The 19,260-nt window shown below is 71.2% G+C and carries 20 protein-coding genes and 1 pseudogene; 5 read left to right on the top strand and 16 right to left on the bottom strand.

Going from position 1 to position 19,260, the window contains the following annotated elements:
- Window positions 1-165 precede the first annotated feature (165 nt).
- A complete protein-coding gene (locus OG226_RS39790) occupies window positions 166-1,062 on the top strand; it encodes a DUF1963 domain-containing protein (protein ID WP_328684562.1) in 897 nt (298 codons plus the stop codon).
- Window positions 1,063-1,165: 103 nt separating this feature from the next.
- On the opposite strand, the gene OG226_RS39785 is transcribed toward OG226_RS39790, so the two are convergent.
- The 5 genes from OG226_RS39785 to OG226_RS39765 are packed head-to-tail and all read right to left on the bottom strand — an operon-like array spanning window position 1,166 to window position 6,623.
- Window positions 1,166-2,641 (bottom strand): HAD-IA family hydrolase, encoded by a 1,476-nt coding sequence (locus OG226_RS39785; protein ID WP_328684561.1) that lies wholly within the window; start codon window positions 2,639-2,641, stop codon window positions 1,166-1,168.
- Between the two features lie 42 nt (window positions 2,642-2,683).
- A complete protein-coding gene (locus OG226_RS39780) occupies window positions 2,684-3,763 on the bottom strand; it encodes an ABC transporter ATP-binding protein (RefSeq protein WP_328684560.1) in 1,080 nt (359 codons plus the stop codon).
- A 3-nt stretch (window positions 3,764-3,766) separates the two neighbouring features.
- Window positions 3,767-4,585, bottom strand: a complete 819-nt coding sequence (locus OG226_RS39775) for an ABC transporter permease (protein WP_318015143.1) — start codon at window positions 4,583-4,585, stop codon at window positions 3,767-3,769.
- A complete protein-coding gene (locus OG226_RS39770) occupies window positions 4,570-5,469 on the bottom strand; it encodes an ABC transporter permease (protein ID WP_328684559.1) in 900 nt (299 codons plus the stop codon). Before OG226_RS39770 ends, OG226_RS39775 begins: the two co-directional genes overlap by 16 nt.
- On the bottom strand, window positions 5,466-6,623 hold the full coding sequence (locus OG226_RS39765) for an ABC transporter substrate-binding protein (RefSeq protein ID WP_329351657.1): 1,158 nt from the start codon (window positions 6,621-6,623) through the stop codon (window positions 5,466-5,468). Before OG226_RS39765 ends, OG226_RS39770 begins: the two co-directional genes overlap by 4 nt.
- 235 nt (window positions 6,624-6,858) lie before the next feature.
- Here OG226_RS39765 and OG226_RS39760 point away from each other — a divergent pair, with 235 nt between their 5' ends.
- Window positions 6,859-7,599: a GntR family transcriptional regulator gene (locus OG226_RS39760; RefSeq protein ID WP_329351656.1), complete on the top strand. Its 741-nt coding sequence runs from the start codon at window positions 6,859-6,861 to the stop codon at window positions 7,597-7,599.
- Window positions 7,600-7,620: 21 nt separating this feature from the next.
- On the opposite strand, the gene OG226_RS39755 is transcribed toward OG226_RS39760, so the two are convergent.
- The 6 genes and pseudogenes from OG226_RS39755 to OG226_RS39730 form a co-directional block, all read right to left on the bottom strand.
- Entirely contained in the window at window positions 7,621-8,049 is a 429-nt protein-coding gene (locus OG226_RS39755; RefSeq protein WP_328684556.1) for a VOC family protein, read from the bottom strand.
- A gap of 35 nt (window positions 8,050-8,084) precedes the next feature.
- Window positions 8,085-8,537, bottom strand: coding sequence for an Lrp/AsnC family transcriptional regulator (locus OG226_RS39750; protein WP_019059706.1), 453 nt, complete (start codon window positions 8,535-8,537; stop codon window positions 8,085-8,087).
- Window positions 8,538-8,547: 10 nt separating this feature from the next.
- Window positions 8,548-9,351 (bottom strand): annotated as a pseudogene (locus OG226_RS39745) (amino acid permease); the annotation flags it as partial.
- A gap of 129 nt (window positions 9,352-9,480) precedes the next feature.
- Window positions 9,481-9,876: a hypothetical protein gene (locus OG226_RS39740; RefSeq protein WP_328684555.1), complete on the bottom strand. Its 396-nt coding sequence runs from the start codon at window positions 9,874-9,876 to the stop codon at window positions 9,481-9,483.
- A 15-nt stretch (window positions 9,877-9,891) separates the two neighbouring features.
- Window positions 9,892-10,404: a GNAT family N-acetyltransferase gene (locus OG226_RS39735; RefSeq protein ID WP_329351654.1), complete on the bottom strand. Its 513-nt coding sequence runs from the start codon at window positions 10,402-10,404 to the stop codon at window positions 9,892-9,894.
- A 444-nt stretch (window positions 10,405-10,848) separates the two neighbouring features.
- On the bottom strand, window positions 10,849-12,291 hold the full coding sequence (locus tag OG226_RS39730; protein WP_328686568.1) for a GuaB1 family IMP dehydrogenase-related protein: 1,443 nt from the start codon (window positions 12,289-12,291) through the stop codon (window positions 10,849-10,851).
- A 633-nt stretch (window positions 12,292-12,924) separates the two neighbouring features.
- Between OG226_RS39730 and OG226_RS39725 the strand changes: the two genes are divergently transcribed.
- Entirely contained in the window at window positions 12,925-13,332 is a 408-nt protein-coding gene (locus tag OG226_RS39725) for a hypothetical protein (RefSeq protein WP_329351653.1), read from the top strand.
- A gap of 15 nt (window positions 13,333-13,347) precedes the next feature.
- Here the strand turns inward: OG226_RS39725 and OG226_RS39720 are convergent, their stop codons facing one another.
- The 5 genes from OG226_RS39720 to rpe form a co-directional block, all read right to left on the bottom strand.
- Window positions 13,348-13,959, bottom strand: a complete 612-nt coding sequence (locus tag OG226_RS39720) for a hypothetical protein (RefSeq protein WP_328684551.1) — start codon at window positions 13,957-13,959, stop codon at window positions 13,348-13,350.
- Window positions 13,960-13,994: 35 nt separating this feature from the next.
- Window positions 13,995-14,312, bottom strand: a complete 318-nt coding sequence (locus OG226_RS39715; protein WP_329351652.1) for a barstar family protein — start codon at window positions 14,310-14,312, stop codon at window positions 13,995-13,997.
- A complete protein-coding gene (locus OG226_RS39710; RefSeq protein ID WP_329351651.1) occupies window positions 14,309-14,677 on the bottom strand; it encodes a ribonuclease domain-containing protein in 369 nt (122 codons plus the stop codon). The genes OG226_RS39715 and OG226_RS39710 overlap by 4 nt, the downstream gene beginning before the upstream one ends.
- A 61-nt stretch (window positions 14,678-14,738) precedes the next feature.
- Window positions 14,739-15,785: a sugar-binding transcriptional regulator gene (locus OG226_RS39705; RefSeq protein ID WP_200688342.1), complete on the bottom strand. Its 1,047-nt coding sequence runs from the start codon at window positions 15,783-15,785 to the stop codon at window positions 14,739-14,741.
- Between the two features lie 78 nt (window positions 15,786-15,863).
- Complete coding sequence (rpe, locus tag OG226_RS39700; protein WP_328684548.1) at window positions 15,864-16,550, bottom strand: ribulose-phosphate 3-epimerase; 687 nt, start codon at window positions 16,548-16,550, stop codon at window positions 15,864-15,866.
- A 282-nt stretch (window positions 16,551-16,832) separates the two neighbouring features.
- Here rpe and OG226_RS39695 point away from each other — a divergent pair, with 282 nt between their 5' ends.
- Window positions 16,833-18,053 carry an aspartate aminotransferase family protein gene (locus OG226_RS39695; RefSeq protein ID WP_329351650.1) on the top strand — a complete coding sequence of 407 codons (1,221 nt, stop codon included), beginning with the start codon at window positions 16,833-16,835 and terminating at the stop codon, window positions 18,051-18,053.
- 59 nt (window positions 18,054-18,112) lie between these two features.
- Window positions 18,113-19,237, top strand: coding sequence for an SDR family oxidoreductase (locus OG226_RS39690; protein WP_329351649.1), 1,125 nt, complete (start codon window positions 18,113-18,115; stop codon window positions 19,235-19,237).
- The last annotated feature ends 23 nt before the right edge of the window (window positions 19,238-19,260 follow it).

The raw sequence follows: 19,260 nt of genomic DNA, 5'->3' as shown, positions 1-19,260 counted from the left end.
GGTACGGCCGACGGGCCGGGCCGGACAAGAAGGAGCCGTTGCGCACCGGTGGGCGGTTCGTTGCGTGCGGGCGGGGCGGGGCGGCGATTCGTTGCGTGCCTGGTCGGTACCGGTCGTTCGGATGCGGCGGACCCGTTGTCAGACCCCGGGCGTAGGTTTCCGCCCATGAATCCTGACCTGATCGACCGGCTCGCGCCGTTCCGGGCGGAAGCACTGGGGCGCGGGATACCGTCCGAGGACGTCGAGCGGTGGATCGCCACCGCCCGTCCGTCCGGGACCCTCGTCACCGGCGGGGACGGGCCGGTCGTCGGCAGGTTCGGCGGACCGCTGCTGCTGCCCGCCGACGCCCCCGACCCCTGGTTCCCGTTACTCGCCACCCTCGACTGCGCGGCGCTCCCCGAGAACACGACGGGCCTCCAACTGCCCCCCGACGGCCGCCTGTTGCTCTTCGGCTTCCCCGAGATGACGTACTACGGCGGCACGGCCGGAGAGGTCATACACATCCCCGAGGGGACACCCGTCGAGGAGCGGAACACGAAGTACCCCTGCGTCCACGGCGAGGAGGGGGACGGTTTCGACGACACCGACACGCTCGCCGTCCACGAGCAGTACCCGCGGGAGGAACTGCGGCTGGCCCCCGACATCTCCCTGCCGCACCACTTCCTGGCCCCGTCCCCGGACCCCGACGAGGGCATCGACACGCTTCCCGGCCATCCCCGCGCCTGGGACCTGGCCGAGGTGTGGGAGGAGACCTACGGCGACATCGTCGTCGACGGACCGCTGCACATCGGCGGATACGCCTCCCAGGAGTGCACGGAGACGGACCCCGTCACGGACGCGGCGGCGGAGGCGGAACAGGCACGCCGGCACCGGGCCAAGGCGGCGCCCGGGTCCGCCGACGCCACGGAACTGCCCGCTCCCGAGGAGTGGACCCTGCTCGCCCAGTGGGACATCGGTCTCACCGGGCGAGAGGGCTCCACGCTGCACTGGGTGATCCCGCGCCAGGACCTGGCCGAGCACCGCTTCGACCGCGCCCACGTGTCGTTCTTCTGGAACCCCTGATCCTTTTCTGACCCTCTGAAGGCCGGCGCCCCAAGGGGCGCGGGGAACTGCGCGCCCAGCCACAACGAACCTGCAGCCGGCAACGGACCTTCCAGCGCGGCACTTACCCGCGAGGCACCGCAAACACCGTGAGGACAGCCGCATGGTCCGACGGCCAGCAGTTACCAGCCACATCCGGCCAGGGGCTAGGCGTGCCGACCATGAACGTCCGGGAGTCCAACACGGTGAGCCCCCGGTACAGGACGTAGTCGATACGATCCTGCGGCTCGACGCGCCCACTGCCGTCCTCGTGCACCGGATGGATCGGCGACCAGGTGTACCCAGGCTCCACGACCGGGTCCGGATGCACCTCCCGGTACGAGTCCCGCAACCCCGCGTCCGCCGCAGCCTTCGTCACCGGCCATTCCACGTCCGGCCAGTCCAGGTGCGAGGGGCTGTTGAAGTCGCCGACCAGCACGACGGGGACGGCGTCGTCGGCCACCTCCGCGATCCGGCCGAGGGCATCCCGCATCTGGGCGAGCCGTACCTCCTCGTGGGCGATCAGCTCGGCGGCCGGAAGCCCGTCGAAGGCGGACTCGTAGGGGCCGTAGGGCGTGTAGTCGAGGTGGCAGGTCCACAGGTCGACCTCGCGGCCCTCGGCGACGGCGATCCGGACCCCGGCGGCGCCGTAGAAGCCGACGTCCGGGTCGCCGAAGCGGGCGGTGATCGGGTGGCGGCTGATCACGCCGAGGTTCTCGCCGGCGCGGTGGTGGTGCCAGCCGAGCGCCTCGGCGAGTTCCCCGGCGGCGGTGCCGCCGGTCTCCTGGAGGCCGACCACGTCCGCGCCGGTCTCCGCGATGGCCTTGAGCTGCTTGGTCCGGTGATCGTCGACCTTGCTGCCGCCGAGCCAGAGGTTCCAGGTCAACACGCGTAGCTCGTAGGGCGGTTGGTGCGTCACCATCGCGCGCAGGTCCGCCGGGGTGACCCCGACGAGACTGTCCCGTACGGTCCGGCCGGGGGCCGCGTCGATCGGGGCCAGCGACGGTACGGCGAGGACCGCGCAGCCGGCCGCCTCGGCGGAGCTGACGCCGGTCTGGGTGTCCTCGACGGCCACGCAGGCCGCCGGGTCGACGCCGAGGGCGCGGCAGGCGGCGAGGTAGGGGTCGGGGGCGGGCTTGGTGAGCCCGGTGTCGTCGGCGGTGACGGAGACGGCGAAGCGGCCGGCGCCGAGGGCGTCGAGGACGGTGTCGGCGACCGCGCGGGGGGACGCGGTGACGAGCGCCGTGGGGACGCCGTCGCGGGCGAGGGCGTCGAGCAGGTCGAGCGCGCCGGGGCGGGGCACGATGCCGGTGCGGACGCGGGTGGCGAACTCCCGGTGCAGGGCTGCCGCGAGGTCCGCCGCCGAGGCACCCGTGGCCTCGGCGAGCCAGTCGGCGGTGTGCTCGACCGGGCGGCCGAGCACCTCCGGCTGGTCCGCGTCCGTCAGGGTTCTGCCCGCGACCTGCTCGACCGCCTCCCACCACAGCCGCTCGGTGTCGACGAGCGTTCCGTCCATGTCGAACAGGACGGCCTGGAGCGGGAGTTGGGCGTGGGGGGTCACGTTTCTCTCTTTCACTGCGGGTTCACAACGGGCCGGTGGGCCTTACGGGTTGACGCGTTCTGCCACGAGGACCGGCCGCTCCGGCAGCGACACGCGTACGGCGACTCCGGCGCCCAGGGTGGCGGCCTCGTGCGTGGGCAGGTCGGCCTTGACCTCGGTGCCGTCGCCGAGTCGTACGCTGACGCGGATGACCGCGCCGAGGAACGCGGTGCCGACGACACGCGCGTCTCCGGCCTCGTCGGCGTGCACATGGATCGCCTCGGGCCGTACGAGCACGTCGACTTCGGGTCCTGCCGGTGCCTCGCCGTCGACCGGCAGCCGCTGGCCGAGCACGTCGACGACCCCGTCCGAGAGCTGCCCCGGGAGCCGGCTCATCGTGCCGACGAACTCGGCGACGAACGCGGTCGCGGGGCGGCCGTACAACTCGGCCGGTGCGGCGCACTGTTCGAGCTTTCCGGCGCGCATCACGGCGACCCGGTCGGCGATGGACAGAGCCTCTTCCTGATCGTGCGTCACGAAGAGGGTGGTGATGCCGAGTTCCTGCTGGAGGCGGCGGATCTCCTCGCGCAGGGACAGCCGCACCTTGGCGTCGAGCGCCGAGAGCGGTTCGTCCAGGAGCAGGACGCGCGGGCGCAGGGCGAGCGCGCGGGCCAGGGCGACGCGCTGCTGCTGACCGCCGGAGAGCTGGTGCGGGAAGCGCTCGCCCTTGTCGCCGAGCCCGACGAGGTCGAGCAACTCGGCCGCACGGGACCGCCGTTCGGCCGTACGGACCTTGCGCATGCGCAGGCCGAAGGCGACGTTGTCGAGGGCGTTGAGATGCGGGAAGAGGCTGTACGACTGGAAGACCATCCCGGCGTCGCGGCGGTGCGCGGGGACGTCGGTGACGTCCTTGCCGTCGACCAACACCTCGCCGGAGGTGGGGTGTTCGAACCCGGCGAGCATGCGCAGGGCGGTGGTCTTGCCGCAGCCGGAGGGGCCGAGCAGGGCCAGGAACTCGCCGGGCCGCACGGTCAGGTCGAGTCCGTCGAGGGCGATCGTGGGGCCGAACTCCCGGCGCAGGCCCCGGAATTCGACGGTGGCGGCGTTGTCCGTCGATGTCTTCTCAAGCGTGGTGGCGGTCATGGTTCATCCCCGGGACGAAGCGGTTTTGTCGCGCCCGCCGACACCGGCGAGCGTGAGGAGGAGTGCCCAGGTGACGACCAGGCTGAGCACGGAGACGGCGACGGAGAGCTGGGCGTTGGACCCGCCGACGCTGTAGATCCACACGGCGAAGGGCTGGAAACCGAGCAGTTGGGCCACGGTGAACTCGCCGAGCACCAGGGCCAGGGTGAGGAAGGACGCGTTGAGCAACGCCCCGCGCAGATTGGGCAGTACGGTCCGCACCAGCGCCTGTGGCCAGTTCGCACCGCAGCTGCGGGCGGCCTCGACGAGGGTCTTCACGTCGATGGCGCGCAGCCCGGAGTCCAGCGCCCGGTACACGAACGGCAGCGCCATCACGACGTAGGCGAGGACGAGGATGAACGGGAAGCTCGGGTTCTGGATGGCGACGAAGGTCTCGAACAGCGGGGTCCGGGACAGGTAGTCGGGACCCCACTTGAGGACGGTGGCGATACCGGCGACGAATGCGATCGGCGGCACCACCAGCGGCAGCGAGCAGATGACCTCGACGACGGGGCGCAGCCGGGGCGCGCCGAGCCGTAGCGCGACCATGGCCGGGACCATGAGGAGCAGGACGACGGCGATGGTGGCGGCGGCGAGTTCCAGCGAGAGCACCAGGCTGGAGGTGAAGCCGTCGGCGGAGACGATCTGGGTGTAGGCGTCGAAGGTGACGCCCTCCCCCGGCACGTCGACCGTGAAGACCACCGACGCGGCGAGCGGCACCAGGAAGTACAGGGCGGCGAGGCCGAGGACGACCCACCGCCAGAGGTTCAGGCGTCCAGCCATCGCGCGCTCCGTCGTTGCAGGGGCAGGTACACGGCCATGACCAGGCCCGCGACCAGGACCATGTCGAGGCTGAGGGCGAGGGCCACGTTCTCCTGGCCGACCAGCACGTTGCCGGAGATCGCGTCGGCTATCTGGAGGGTGACCAGCGGGACCGAACTGCCCACCATGGCCGCGGCGGTGGCGTACGCGGCGAACGCGCTGCCGAAGAGCAGCACGAACCCGCCGAGCAGGGACGGCGCGAGGACCGGCAGGGCGACGTGCCGCCAGTACTGCACGCCGGTGGCGCCGTTGTTCTGGGCGGCCTCGCGCCACTGGGTGCGCAGGCCCTCCAGGGCCGGGGTGATGGTGAGGACCATCAGCGGGATGAGGAAGTACAGGTAGACGAGGACCAGGCCCCAGAAGCTGTAGAGGTCCCAGCCCTTGTCCTTGAGGCCCAAGTGGGTCGTCAGGACACCGGCGTTGCCGAGGGTGGCGACGAACGCGAAGGCCAGCGGGACACCGCCGAAGTTGGCGAGGACGCCGGACGCGGTGAGCACGGCCTCGCGCAGCGCGCGGAAGCGGGAGGTGACGACGACCTGTGCGAGCGGCAGCCCGAGCAGGGTACCGAGGGCGCCCGCGAGGGCGGACAGCTTGACGCTGCCGATCAGCGCGGTGAGGTAGGCGCCCTTGAGTGATTCGGTCAGGTTGGCGGTGCTGTACGAAGTGGCGCCCGTCGTCTGGTTCTTGACGGTGAAGGCGCCGTTCAGCATCGCGACGGCGGGCACCCCGAAGGCGACCGCGACGAACACGAGCAGCGGGACCACGGCGATCCAACTGGGGACGCGGCGCCGCCGCTTCACAGAAGCGGCGGCACCCACGTCGGCCCGCGTGAGCGTGGCCGTCATCCGGAGACGGCCTTCGCCCAACCGGACGCGATGACCGTCTTGGCCTTGCTCTGCTGGGCCTCGGTCGGGAAGGCCGGCGTGCCGGAGACCTGCGGGAGCTTGGCGGCGGCGGTCTTGTCGAGCGTGCCGGCCGACTCCATGGAGGTCATCAGCGCCGGACGCGCGTACCCCTTGAGCCACAGGTTCTGGCCCTCGGCGCTGTACAGGTACTCCTGCCACAGCCGCGCGGCGGCCGGGTGCGGGGCGTCCTTGTTGATCGCCTGGGAGTAGTACTGCGAGAACTGGCCGTCGCTGGGCACCGACACCTTCCAGTCGACGCCCTTCGACTTGAACTCGTCGGCGTAACCGGCGTTCAGGTAGTCCCAGTCGATGGAGATGGGCGTCTCACCCTTCTCGACGGTGGCCGGGGTCGACTCGACGGGCGTGTAGTTGCCGTTCTTCTTCAGCTTGGCGAAGAAGTCCAGGCCGGGCTGGATGTCGTCGAAGGAGCCCTTGTTGGCGAGCGCCGCCGCGAACACACCGCCGAAGGCCGAACCCGACTTGGTGGGGTTGCCGTTGAGGGCGACCTGGCCCTTGTACTGCGGCTTCAGCAGGTCCGCGAAGGTGGTCGGGCAGGTCTTCACGCGCTTCGCGTCGCAGCCGATGGAGATGTAGCCGCCGTAGTCGTTGAACCACTGCCCCTTCGGGTCCTTCTGACCCGCGGGGATCTGGTCGAAGGAGGCGACCTTGTACGGCGCGAGCAGGCCCTGCTGGGCGGCGCTCAGCGCGAAGGAGGAGCCGAGGTCGAGGACGTCGGGCGCGCGGTCCTGGCCCTTGCGGGAGGTCACGGCGTTGATCTCGTCCTGGCTGGAGCCGTCCGGGTTCTCGTCCGTGATCTTGATGCCGTACTTCTTGGTGAAGCCGTCGATGAGGGCACCGTAGTTGGCCCAGTCGCGGGGCAGCGCGATGGCGTGCAGCGTGCCCTCCTTCTTGGCCGCCTTCACCAGGGCGTCCATGCCGCCGAAGTCGGCGACGGAGGTGGCGGTGGCGGCGTTCTTGCCGTCGGCGGTGGTCGACGAGTTGGTGGGAGCGGCGCCGCAGGCGCTGAGGGCGAGCGCGGCGACGACGGCGAGGGATCCACCCAGGACGGCGTTTCTCGGCGGGGACACGGTCACGGTCTCTCCAGGGGTGCGCACGAGGGTTAGAGCAGAGCGGAGAAAAGCGGAGCACTTGTCGGCAGAACTTGTCTGAACAAGTTGGCCTCAGTACGCCCGGTGATGGTGTCTTGTTCGTAAACATTGGCGAAACCGTGACCCCTTCTTCTCTGCACACTCCTGACTGACACGGATCACCAAGGGAACTCGACTACGCTGCTCACGCTGTGCACAGTGGCCAACTCGGAGGGGAAGCATGACGGCGCGACACGAGGAGATCGCCGACGAGCTGCGCAGAGCCATCGACCGCGACGAGTACACAGTCGGCAGCCTGCTGCCCGCGGAGACGGACCTCGCGGCGCAGTACGGCGTCTCGCGCGGCACGGTCCGCCAGGCCGTCGCGGCCCTCAGCGCCGAGGGGCTGATCGGCTCCCGCCAGGGCGCCCGCCGGGTGGTGCTGGCCAGCCGTCGCAGCCAGAGCTTCGCGGAACTGCGCAGCTTCGCCGAGTGGGCCCGCGCGATGGAGCGCGAGGCGACCGGGCACGTGATCGCGCAGGAGTACCGCCCGGCCACGGCCGAGGACGCCGTACGCCTCCAACTCACCGCGGGGATAGCCGTGTTGCACGTCCTGCGGGTCCGCGGCCTGGACGGCGAGCCGGTCCTCCTGGAGCGGACGGTGTACGCCGACTGGATCTCCCCCGCCGTCGAGGCGATCGAACCGGAGTGCCCGTCGGTGACCCAACGCCTGTACGACGACACGGGGTTGGTCTTCGCCTACGGCGAGCACGTCATCGACGCGGTCGCCGCGGGAGCCCAGGACGCGGAGCTGCTCGGCATCCGCCGCACCAGCCCCCTGCTCCGGGTCCGCCGGGTCACAACCACCCGCGAGGGACGCCCGGTCGAGTGGTCGGACGACCGCTACCGCTCGGACGCGGTGAGCTTCAGCGTGCACAACTCGATAGGGAACAACGCGCTGGCACGCAAGACGGCGGAGTGAGCCCGGGGGCGGTTCGGGCGCTCAACCGGCCGCCACGCAGAACTCGTTGCCCTCGGGGTCGGCCATCACGACATGGTGTCCGTCGAACTCGGTGAGCACCCGGCCGCCCGCTTCCACCAGCCGCGCGGCCTCGGCTCCGATCGCCGCCCATCTCTCCTCCGGGCCGCCGCGCACCGGCACACGGATGTCCAAGTGCAGCCGGTTCTTCGCGGACTTGGGCTCGGGGACCTTGAGGATGGACAGGCGCGGGCCGACGCCGTCGGGGTCGCAGAGCCAGGCGCCGTCGTCCTCGGCGTCGTCGTCCACGGGCTCGAACCGCGCGGCCCACTCGGCACGCGTGGCGAAGGGAGCGGGCGGTGGCTCGTCGACGTAGCCGAGGGCCGCCTTCCAGAAGGTGGCGAGGAGCGGGGCGTCGTCGCAGTCGAGGGTGAGATCGATCCGTGCTGCCATGCCCTCGACCGTACGGCGCTCCACTGACAGCCGCCCTACGTCGGCGAGCCCGACGAGAAGCGGCGCAGCAGCGGGGACAGCACCAGCACGGACTTGGTGCGCTCCACGAAGGGCTCCCCCGCGATGCGCTCCAGGACTCGCTCGAAGTGGCGCATGTCGGCGGCGAAGACCTGGACGACCGCGTCCGCGTCGCCGGTGACGGTGGAGGCGGCCACGACCTCCTGGTAGCGCTCCAGGCCGCGGCGGATGGTGTCCGGGGAGGTGTTGTGCCGACAGTAGATCTCGACGAACCCCTCGGTCTCCCAGCCGAGCGCCGACGGGTCCACCCGTACGGTGAAGCCGGTGATGGCGCCGGTGGCCCGCAGCCGGTCCACGCGCCGCTTCACGGCGGGCGCGGACAGGCCGACGAGCTGCCCGATGTCCGCGAAGGAGCGGCGGGCGTCCTCGGCGAGGGCGTGCACGATGCGTTCGTCGAGTTCGTTCAGCACGGTGGATCGATCACTTCTCGGGTGGTGCGGTGGGTGCCAGTCGGGAGCGGCGGTGGCCGTATACGAAGTAGAACACGAGCCCGACGGCCATCCAGATTCCGAAGACCACCCAGGTGACGGCCGAGAGGCTGCCCATCATCCACACGCACAGCCCGAAGCCGACGGCGGGCAGCACCGGCGACAGCGGTACGCGGAACGTGCGGGACATGTCCGGGCGGGTCCGGCGCAGCACCACGACGGCGATGTTGACCAGCGCGAAGGCGAAGAGCGTGCCGATGCTGGTCGCGTCCGCGAGCTGCCCGAGCGGGATGGCGGCCGCGAGGACCCCGCAGAACAGGGACACGATGACGGTGTTGGCGCGCGGCGCCCCGGTCCTCGGGTGGACCTTCCCGAACACCTTGGGGACCAGCCCGTCCCGGGACATCGCGAAGAGGATGCGGGTCTGGCCGTAGAGCACGGTCAGGACGACGCTCGCGATGGCGATGACCGCGCAGGCGGCGAGCAGGGTGCCCCGGAAGGACTGGCCGGTGACGTCCCGCATGATCTGGGTGAGGGCGGCCTCGGAGCCGTTGAAGCGGCGCCAGGGCTTCGCGCCGACGGCGACGGCCGCGACAAGGACGTACAGCGCGGTCACGATGACGAGGGGCAGCATGTTCGCGCGGGGCAGGTCGCGCTGCGCGTTCTTCGCCTCCTCGCCGGCCGTGGAGGCGGCGTCGAAGCCGATGGACGAGAAGAAGAGCGTCGCTCCGGCCGCGCTGACGCCGGCCATGCCCAGCGGCATGAAGTGGTCGTAGTTGCCGGACCTGAAGCCCTTGAACTGTCGCGGGTGGGTTGTTGGGCGGTGCGGGGTGACTGTCGGCCGTTGCGGGGGGGCGCGGAGCCCCGTTGCGATGCCCTGTCCAGCCCTCGCCGATGCCTGGTTCGGTTTTCGGCGATGTTCTGTTCAGCCCTCGTCCGGCTCCCCCGCGAGGGTGCGCGCCGCGGCCAGGTCCTCCTCGTCGAACCCGATCCGCCCGGGCTGTCCGAACACCTCCGCCTGGGCGTCGATCCACCGCGTGTGCGCCTCCCACGCGGCCTGCTTGCTCATGCCGAGCGCGGCCCCGATCTGCGTCCAGGACGCACCGGACTCACGAGCCGCGCGGACGGTGAGCTGACGGCCGTAGGCGGCCTTGCGGGCGACCACCTCGCTCAGGGCGAGCAGTTCCAGCGTCTCGGTGCGGTCGAGGGCTTCCGCGTCGCTGCCGAAACCGGCGAGGGACTCACGGGTACGGAGGTTGTCGAGGCGGGCTACGGCGGTGAGGAGGGTGTGCTCGGGTTCGATGCTCTGGGGTGTGGTCATGGATGCAGCGTTGCGTCAGGGCCGCTTGACGTCAAGGGGGCCTGACGGCAGCTCTTTGGTGAGGAAGGTGCAGGGGTCCACGCACTCACGGATCACCCCGTCACGGTCCTCGTACGACCAGCGGTCCACGTAGTCCGTCAGGGGCCGGTAGCCGAGGCGGGCGCAGAGGTCCGCGGCCCTCGGGTTGTCGGCCACGACGCCCAGGCCGAGGGCCGTACGGCCGTGTTCCCGGGCCAGTTCCTCGGCCCGCCGGATCAGGGCGCCGCCGATGCCGCGCGAGCGCAGTTGCGGGGGCCACACGGCGAGACCGTTGAGCTCCGGGCAGCCGGGCAGGGCGGCCCGCACCTCGGGGGCCGCGCAGCCGTCCCAGATCACTTCCGCGTGCCCGACGGGCCGACCATCCAGCCAGGCGACGAGACAGGTGCCGCCGCCGGTTTCCTGCCGCGCGAACCGGCAGGCACGAGTCGAGACGACCCCCGGCGAGCCGATGCACTGGTCGAGCAACGCCACGTCGGCGGCCCGGCACACGGCGATCTCCGTACGCCCGACGGTAGCTTCCGGGGCACGCCGACGGCCTCTGGATATCCCGGGGACCGGGACAACAGGGGCGATGGAGAAAGGAGTTGGTCGCTCCAGTCCACGCGCAGCGGCTCGCCCAGGACAGTAACCGCCGCAGCACGCCGACAGCCCCCGAAACACCACGGCACCCGGAACAGCAGAAGCCGCACGAAAAGGAGTTGGCCAACTCCAGCCCATGCGGAACGACTTGCCCCAGGACGCCAACCACCGCGGCGCGCCCACGGCCCCCGAAACACCCCGGACGCCGAGACAACAGAGACCGCACGAAGGGTGGTTAGCCATCCCCAGCCCATGCGCAACAGCTCGCCCCAGGACGCCAACCACCGCGGCGCGCCCACGGCCCCCGAAACACCCCTGCGCCGGGACAACAGAGGCCGCGGAGAACGGAGTTGATCAGCTCCAGCTCGCGTGCAGTGGCTTGCCCTCCGCGTAGCCTGCCGCGCTCTGGATGCCGACGATCGCGCGCTCGGCGAACTCGTCCAGGGAGGCGGCGCCGGCGTACGTGCAGGAGGAACGGACGCCCGCGATGATCGAGTCGATCAGGTCCTCGACGCCCGGGCGGGCCGGGTCGAGGAACATGCGGGAGGTGGAGATGCCCTCCTCGAACAGCGCCTTGCGGGCGCGGTCGTAGGCCGACTCGTCCGACGTGCGGTTGCGGACCGCGCGGGCGGACGCCATGCCGAACGACTCCTTGTAGAGGCGGCCGTCGGCGTCCTGCTGGAGGTCACCCGGGGACTCGTACGTGCCCGCGAACCACGAGCCGATCATCACGTTCGACGCACCGGCAGCGAGGGCCATCGCGACATCGCGCGGGTGACGGACACCGCCGTCGGCCCACACGTGCTTGCCGTACTTCTTCGCCTCGGCGGCGCACTCCATGACGGCGGAGAACTGCGGCCGGCCGACGCCGGTCATCATGCGGGTGGTGCACATCGCGCCGGGTCCGACGCCGACCTTGATGATGTCGGCGCCCGCCTCGATGAGGTCCTTGACGCCCTCGGCGGCGACGATGTTGCCGGCCACGATGGGGACCTGCGGATCGAGGGCCCGCACCTGCCTGATCGCGCTGATCATCGACTCCTGGTGGCCGTGCGCCGTGTCGATGACGAGCGTGTCGACGCCCGCGTCCAGCAGCTGCTTGGCCTTCTGCACGAAGTCGCCGTTGATGCCGACGGCGGCGGCGATGCGCAGCTTGCCGTCCGCGTCGACGGCCGGCGAGTACAGCGTGGCGCGCAGCGCGCCCTTGCGGGTGAGGATGCCGGCGAGCTTGCCGTCCTTGTCGACGGCGGGCGCGTAGCGGCGGTTGGCCGCGTCCAGCCTGCCGAACGCCTCGCCCGGGTCGATGTCCGCGTCGAGCAGCAGCAGGTCACGGGACATGACCTCGGCGAGCTGCGTGAAGCGGTCCACACCGGTCAGGTCGGCGTCGGTGACGACACCGACCGGGCGCTGGGCCTCGTCCACGACGACACCGGCGTTGTGCGCGCGCTTGGGCAGCAGGGCCAGCGCGTCGGCGACGGTCTGGTGCGGGGCCAGCCGGATCGGGGTGTCCAGCACGAGGTGGCGGCTCTTCACCCAGGCGACGACCTCGGTGACGACCTCGATCGGGATGTCCTGCGGGATGACCACGAGGCCACCGCGCCGGGCGAGCGTCTCGGCCATCCGGCGCCCGGCGATGGCGGTCATGTTGGCGACGACCAGCGGGATGGTGGTGCCCGTGCCGTCCGGGGAGCTGAGGTCCACGCCCTGACGCGATCCGACCGCGCTGCGGCGCGGCACCATGAAGACGTCGTCGTACGTCAGGTCGTACGGGGGCTGGATGTCGTTGAGGAAACGCACGTGCTGCACATCCCAGTCGATCAGAGGTGGTCCCCGGACAGGTCAGCCAGGGGGAAGAGCACGTACTTCATTGTCCCATGTCGGGCGCGATGCCATGCCTCGGATCATCGTCCAGGCAGGTCGACGGCGCCCCTGGAGGAACACCCAAACGAACCTGTGATTGAGATGTGGGCAGCCTTCGGGACACCTCGCGTAGCGAACGGGCATGACTTTCCACCGCGCGGTGCTCAGGGTGGCGCCGACCGCCGGTCCTTCCCCCTCGGCGACGCAGTCCTACGCCGTGATCGAAGCGGACAAGCAGCTCGACGTGGGAGCGGCGGCGCGGTCGGTCCACGTGGGCTGGACGTTCCACGACGGCGGGGCGAACGTTCCCCTGCAGACGAACAAGACGCTCGTCGTCGATGCCCGGGATCTGTCCGGCGTCGCGAGCGTCGCGGTCGACGACCCGAGGTGCGCGACCGCCGGGCAGGTCCTCACCTGCGTCGGCAAGGTTCCGGACGTGACGCACGCCAAGATCGGGTCCCGGACGGAGCCGAGGAGGGCGAGGACGGCCCCTGCGGCAAATGCTTCCTCCGGGTCTGCGACACCAAAACGGGGCCCTTCGCACCTGGTCACCGGCACTACGTCTGCCCCGTGCCACGCGGCGTCGCCGCCGGGAAGAGCCGGCTGTTCGCGCTGTGGGTGAAGGCGGCCACGGACTACATCGGCGCCAAGGGCACGGCGACCGTGCGCCCCGGCCCGGCGGGCATCGCCCTCAACGACCGGAACACCGCCAACGACAGCGTGACGTTCGCCTTCGACACGGCGGGCGCGTCACCGACGTCGAGCACGTCACCGTCCTCGCCGATGTCCGGCACGTCCGCCGCGCCGGGACCGTCGGACGGTGCGTCGGCCACACCGACCACGACGATCGCGCCCGGCGGCACGCTGCACCACACGGGCTCGGGGCCCATGGCCCTCATCGCCGGCGCGGCGGGCGGGGCCGTGGTGCTGGGCTCGGCCGCGCTCCTCGTCGTCCGCCGCAGGCGGCGTTCCCAGTGACGCGGAGCGGTCGGATCAGTACAGGAAGCGATGCAGCGGAGCCGACTCGGTCAGCAGCATCGTGAGCCGGTGGGCGAGGCGCTGCCACGCCTCGTCCTGCCCGTAGCTGAGTCGCACGTCCTCGTCGCCCGCCGCCTCGACCGCCGCGAAGAGGATGGCCGTATCGGCGTCGGGCGTGAGGTCCACCAGGGAGAGCACCCGGGCCAGCGCGCCGACCAGGCCGACGGCGGTCTTCTCGGGGGTCAGGACGGTGGTGCGGACGGTGGCCACGACGCCCGAGGGGTCGGGCAGGTCCGGCGGTGCCACGAGGAGTCCGGACAGCTCGCGCAGCAGCGCGTACAGCAAGTCCGTTTCCTCCGTGGGCAGTTCGACGATGCGCAGCCCCTCGTGTTCCCAACGGCCGTTCGGCTGCCACACCTTGGGCCCCCGCGCGACCGCCTCGGCGAGTGTCTCCCGCACACGCCGGAAGGCCACGAGCCCGTCCGCGAAGAGCGCGTGCCCGCTCACCCCGCTCACGGACTCGGCCAGGGGCACCAGCAAGTGCTCTTCCACCCGGTCGCACTGCGCTTCGAGGTCGGGGTCCACGACCACGAGACGAACCGACGTGCGCTGCTCCTGTTGCTCCATACCGAACACTCTGCCAGCCGCCTCGGACAATCGGGCTAGGACCTGGTTCCGCCCAGCGCGAGCACGACCGAAAGCTCCGGTGTGCGGTCGGCGGCGTCACCGAAGACGTCGACGGCGGTCTCCCACTCGTCGGGGCGCGCCTTGGCGTACGTCTGCCAGTTCCGTACGACGACCAGCAGCCCCTGCTCCACCGCGCCCTCGGGCCACACGGTGTGGTCGCCGAGGCTGTCGGCGAGGGCGTCCCAGTTCCGGCCGAACCAGTCGGGCAGGGACAGCGCACGGGCACAGCGGTCCATCAGGCCGGCCTTGTCCGTGACCCCGTCGAGGTCGAGCGTGACCGCGAGCTGCGTCATCTCAGTACCGTCCTGAACGACTTGTAGTGATCATCGGTGTAGTAGATCTCGGCGGCCTGCCCGGTGACAATGCGCCGGGCCCCGCGATCGCGCGAGCCCGGTGTCCTGACGGTGTATTCGTGGTAATAGCCGCGCTTCTGCTGGGGCAGCAGCTTCTCGTAGTTCCCGAAGACGACCCCGTCCTTGGCGTACGGGAAGGGGCCGCCCTCGTCGATGAGAGCGACGGTCCGCCGTGCCTCGGCGGGGAGTTGGGAGAGCTTGACCGTCGCGGTGCCGGTACCGCTGGTGGTCGTGGAAGAACAGCCGACCGGCAGCACGACGGCCAGACAGACGAGAAGCACCCGGGAGACGAACCGCAGCAGCATGCGCCCGATGCTGCCACGGCCGTCCCCGTACGACCCGTTGTCTGGACCCGTCGGTGTCGGTTCAGATCCCGTCGGGGTCCGTCCGGCTGAGCGCCGACTTCGGCGGGGAGCCGGCCGTCATCAGATAGTCGGCCGCCGCGGTGTCCGTCACCAGACTGGTGACCAGACCGGACCGCAGCACCGCGTCGATCGCCGCCGCCTTCCGCTGCCCGCCCGCGATCGCGACGACCTCGGGGATACGGCGCAACTGGTCCGCCTTGACGGTGATGCACCGCTCGCCCAGGTCCCGGCCGACCCGGCGACCCTCGGCGTCGAAGAGGTGCGCGGAGGTCTCGGCGGCGACACCGAGGGACGAGTAGTGTGCCCGCTCCTCGTCCTTGAGCATGTCGTAGACCGTCGAGATGCCCGGCTCCCAGGAGCCGATGGAGACGCAGGCGACCGTGACCTTGTCGAAGTACTCGAAGGCCCGCGCGATCCCCGTCTGGTGGCGCAGCGCCTCCGCGGTGGCCGCGTCCGGCAGCAGCATCGGCGCGTAGATGGGGTGGGCGTCGCCGCCCGACACCTGCGCGGCCCGCCGTACGGCCTCGACCGAGCCGCGCTCGGCGGTCCCGGCGTCGTACACGCCCGTCAGCTGGACCACCGTGCAGGGCGGCAGCCGGTCGAGGGCCGCCGCCATGTGGATGGTGGACCGGCCCCAGGCCAGGCCGAGCACATCGCCCTCGTTGACCAGCTCGCCGAGCAGGTCGGCCGCGACCTCCCCGAGGTTCTCGGGATCGGGCGACTCCTCGCTGACCTCGGCCGGGGACTCGACCACGACGGCGTGCCTCAGGCCGTACCGGGCACGCAGCGCGTCCGAGCGCTCCGCGTCCAGTTCGGCCGGTACTCGGATCTCGATCCGTACGAGATCCCGTTCGAGAGCGGTCTCCAGGACCCGGGCCACCTTGAAGCGGCTGACGCCGAACTCCTCCGCGATCTGGATCTTGGACTTGCCCTCAAGGTAGAAGCGGCGGGCCATGGCCGCCGCCTGCACCAGCTCAGCGGGTCCCATCCGCATGGCTGACCGGCCCGCCGACATACCCGACACGGCGTTCTCCTCACTGCTGTTCACACTCTGGGTTCGCCGTTCATCCTCGCAGATCCGGCGTACTTGATCAGCCTCGATGGCCGCCGTTCACATACCTGCCGCTCAGTGGTCGCACGCCCAGGATGCCTTGCTCGCGGCCCCTTCGGCCTGTGTGCGCAATGCACGTACCGCCGCGGCCGGGTCGGATGCCCCGTAGACCGCCGAACCGGCGACGAACACGTCGGCGCCCGCGTCCGCGCAGCGCTCGATCGTCGAGGCCGAAACTCCCCCGTCGACCTGCAGCCACAGCTCCAGTCCGTGCTTCTTGATCAGCTCCCGGGTGCGGCGGATCTTCGGCAGCATGATGTCGAGGAACGACTGGCCGCCGAAGCCCGGCTCCACGGTCATGATCAGCAGCATGTCGAGTTCGGGGAGCAGATCCTCGTACGGCTCGATGGGCGTCGCGGGCTTCAGCGCCATGGACGCGCGCGCTCCCTTGGCCCGGATCTCGCGGGCCAGCCGCACCGGCGCGGCGGCCGCCTCGACGTGGAAGGTGACGGAGGAGGCACCCGCCTCGACGTACTGCGGCGCCCAGCGATCGGCGTCCTCGATCATCAGATGGCAGTCCAGCGGGGTGTCCGTCGCCCGGGCCAGCGACTCTACGACCGGCACGCCGAGGGTGAGGTTCGGGACGAAGTGGTTGTCCATGACGTCGACGTGGAGCCAGTCGGCGCCGGCCACCGCGTTCGCTTCATCGGCGAGGCGGGCGAAGTCGGCGGACAGGATGCTGGGGTTGATCTGGACGGCCATGCCCCAAGCCTGCCATGCCCTCCGGGGGTTGGTCGCATCGGTCCGTTGTGGATGCGGTCGGTTTTCCAGTGCCGGTCGTGTGTGGCCGGGCGCGCCCCGCGGCGGAGCCGCAAATCGACACTGCCCCGCGCCCCTTGGCGGGGTTGCCCTGGACGGGGTGGAAACAGTTGCCGTTCCGGTGAGTGGACTGAGGCGTGACCCCGCGTCCAGGCCGGGCCCAAGCTCGGCGGCACGTCACGCGTCGTCACGGGGGAATGCGTAGTGGGTCGGACAGGAACAGAGTTGGTCGCGCTGCACGCGCGGCATCTCAGCAGCGGTCGTGCGCGGCTGGCGGGGATGTTCGGGGATGTCGTCGAGGAGTCCGCGCTCGGCGCCGAGATCACCTCCACCGACGGGAGGAACTACCTCAACTGCGGGGGCTACGGCGTCTTCTTCGTCGGCGCCGGGCATCCGCGGGTCGTCGACGCGGTGCGGCGGCAGGCGGGGCGGCTGGCGTTGTCGACCCGGCTGTTCCTGGACCCGGTTTCCGGGCTCGCCGCCGAGGCCCTCACCGGGGTCGCGCCGGCGGGCCTGGACCGGGTGCACTTCTCCGGGTCGGGCACGGAGGCCGTCGAGGCCGCCGTGAAGCTGGCCCGTGCGCATGGCCGACGGCGGTTGATCTCGATGCAGGACGGCTATCACGGCAAGACCCTCGGGGCGCTGTCCCTGACGGCGAAGGCGCTCTACCAGGACCCGTTCCGGCCTCTGCTGCCGGATGTCCAGCACGTGCCGTTCGGTGACACCGACGCGCTGGCCGCGGTGCTGGGTGATGGCGGCGCGGACGCCTGCGTGGTCGTGGAGCCGGTGCAGAGCGAGGCCGGGGTGATCGTGCCGCCGTCCGGATATCTGGCGGCGGTGGCCGCGCTGTGCCGGGAGCATCGCGCGTACCTGGTGGTCGACGAGGTGATGACCGGGCTGGGTCGGCTCGGCTCCTGGTGGGGCTGCGCCGCCGAGGGCGTACGGCCTGACGTGCTCGTGACGGGCAAGGCGCTCTCCGGCGGGGTGATGCCCGTGGCGGCCACGCTCGCCACACAGGAGGTGTTCGAGTCGTTCGACAGCGACCCTTTCCTGCACACCTCCACCTATTCCGGCGCTCCGATCGCGATGGCCGCCGTCAGCGCGACCATCGGGGTCATCCGGGACGAGGGGCTCGTCGAACGGGCCGCCGCCATCGGTTCCCGGCTGCTTCCCGCGCTCCGGGCCGTCGCCGCCGACCGCGCGCCCGGTCTGGTCCGTGAGGTGCGCGGTGCCGGGGTGCTGATCGGGATCGAGCTGGTGGACGCGGGGGCGGCCGGTGAGTTCCTGCTGGAGATGGTCGACCGCGGGGTGGTGGTCAACCACTCCCTCAACGCCCATCCGGTCGTCCGGCTGACCCCGCCCGCCGTGCTCTCGCCATCCCAGGAGGCCCGGCTGCTGGAGGCCGTCGAGGGTGCCCTGACCGCGATGGCGAAGTCCCTGACCTGACCCGGCGAACCCACCCGGCGACCCGCACCCGGCCACGAGGCTCCCGAAAGGCTGACGACATGCCGACGTACCCCGAAAACCCCAACCACCTTGAGAATACGGCGAGTTCGCGCACCCCGACCGACCCACCGCACCCGGCACGCCCACAGACCGTGTTACTGACCGGCGCCACCGGCGTCCTCGGCACCGCCCTGCTTCCGTATCTGCGTCTGCGCCACCACAAGGTGATCGCGCTGGCGCACCGCAGGCCGCCGCCCGCTCGCTCCGAGGTCCTGGCCGGTGACATCACCCGGCCCCAACTGGGCCTGGACATCGCCTCCTACCGGCACCTGTGCGCACGTACGGACGCGGTGGTCCACGCCGCCGGCATGGTCGCCTTCGGGTCCGGCCGCGACTCGATGCACACGGTGAACGTCGAAGGGGCCGGACGGGTCGCCCGGTTCGCGGCCGACGCCGGTGTCCCGCTGATCCACGTCAGCACCGCGTACGTGGCCCGCTACCGGGAGATCCTGGCCGCCGGCGGCAACCGCGCCGAGCGGGCCGGGAACAGCCCCGCGGACTACGTGGCCTCCAAGATGGCCGGCGAGGAGGCGGTCGCCGCGGCGGGCGGCAGCGTGACCGTCGTCCGCCCGTCGATCATCATCGGCGACTCCGTCACCGGGGAGATCGCCGAACCGCAGGGCCTGCACACCTTCGCCCAACAGGTGCTCCGCAACCGCCTGCCCTTCGTGCCGAGCGACCCCGCGAGCTACGTCGACTTCGTACCGCAGGACGTGGTGGCCCGCGCGATCGTGTCCCTGCTGGACGGGGGCGCGCACACCGCCGAGTACTGGCTCAGCGGCGGGGCCCACGCGCTGACCTGCGACCGGTTGGTCCAGGTGATCGTCGAGGCGGCGGCGGAGGCGGGCATCGCGGTCCGGCCGCTGCGGGTGCTGGCACCCGATGTCGTCGAACGGCTGGTCCGTCCGGCGTTCTTCGACGTGGTGCCGGAGTGGGCGCAGACCCGGCTGGACCGGCTGCTGGACATGTCGTCGGTGCTCTTCAACGAGGAGCCGCTGCCGAGTTCGCTCGCGGACCTCCCGGGTCTGGAGGCCGCGGCGGAGACACAGGCCAACGAGGACGCGTGGCGGGCGTCGGTGCGACGCCTGATCACCGACCGGCTCGGCGCCCGGGCGTCGGCGTGAGCGCCCGGTCGAAGGCGACAGCG

This window comes from Streptomyces sp. NBC_01261, from assembly GCF_036226385.1.
Lineage (GTDB): Bacteria > Actinomycetota > Actinomycetes > Streptomycetales > Streptomycetaceae > Streptomyces.
The sequence above is the reverse complement of the archived record's forward strand: the minus strand, read 5'-3'. Positions and strand labels throughout refer to the sequence as shown.

Coding starts and splice junctions, on each gene's coding strand:
- OG226_RS39690 (WP_329351649.1), top strand. CDS start 18,113: ATGCCGACGTACCCCGAAAACCCCAACCACCTTGAGAATACGGCGAGT.
- OG226_RS39775 (WP_318015143.1), bottom strand. CDS start 4,585: ATGGCTGGACGCCTGAACCTCTGGCGGTGGGTCGTCCTCGGCCTCGCC.
- OG226_RS39720 (WP_328684551.1), bottom strand. CDS start 13,959: ATGGAGCAACAGGAGCAGCGCACGTCGGTTCGTCTCGTGGTCGTGGAC.
- OG226_RS39715 (WP_329351652.1), bottom strand. CDS start 14,312: ATGACGCAGCTCGCGGTCACGCTCGACCTCGACGGGGTCACGGACAAG.
- OG226_RS39710 (WP_329351651.1), bottom strand. CDS start 14,677: ATGCTGCTGCGGTTCGTCTCCCGGGTGCTTCTCGTCTGTCTGGCCGTC.
- OG226_RS39740 (WP_328684555.1), bottom strand. CDS start 9,876: ATGACCACACCCCAGAGCATCGAACCCGAGCACACCCTCCTCACCGCC.
- rpe (WP_328684548.1), bottom strand. CDS start 16,550: ATGGCCGTCCAGATCAACCCCAGCATCCTGTCCGCCGACTTCGCCCGC.
- OG226_RS39770 (WP_328684559.1), bottom strand. CDS start 5,469: ATGACGGCCACGCTCACGCGGGCCGACGTGGGTGCCGCCGCTTCTGTG.
- OG226_RS39780 (WP_328684560.1), bottom strand. CDS start 3,763: ATGACCGCCACCACGCTTGAGAAGACATCGACGGACAACGCCGCCACC.
- OG226_RS39790 (WP_328684562.1), top strand. CDS start 166: ATGAATCCTGACCTGATCGACCGGCTCGCGCCGTTCCGGGCGGAAGCA.
- OG226_RS39755 (WP_328684556.1), bottom strand. CDS start 8,049: ATGGCAGCACGGATCGATCTCACCCTCGACTGCGACGACGCCCCGCTC.
- OG226_RS39760 (WP_329351656.1), top strand. CDS start 6,859: ATGACGGCGCGACACGAGGAGATCGCCGACGAGCTGCGCAGAGCCATC.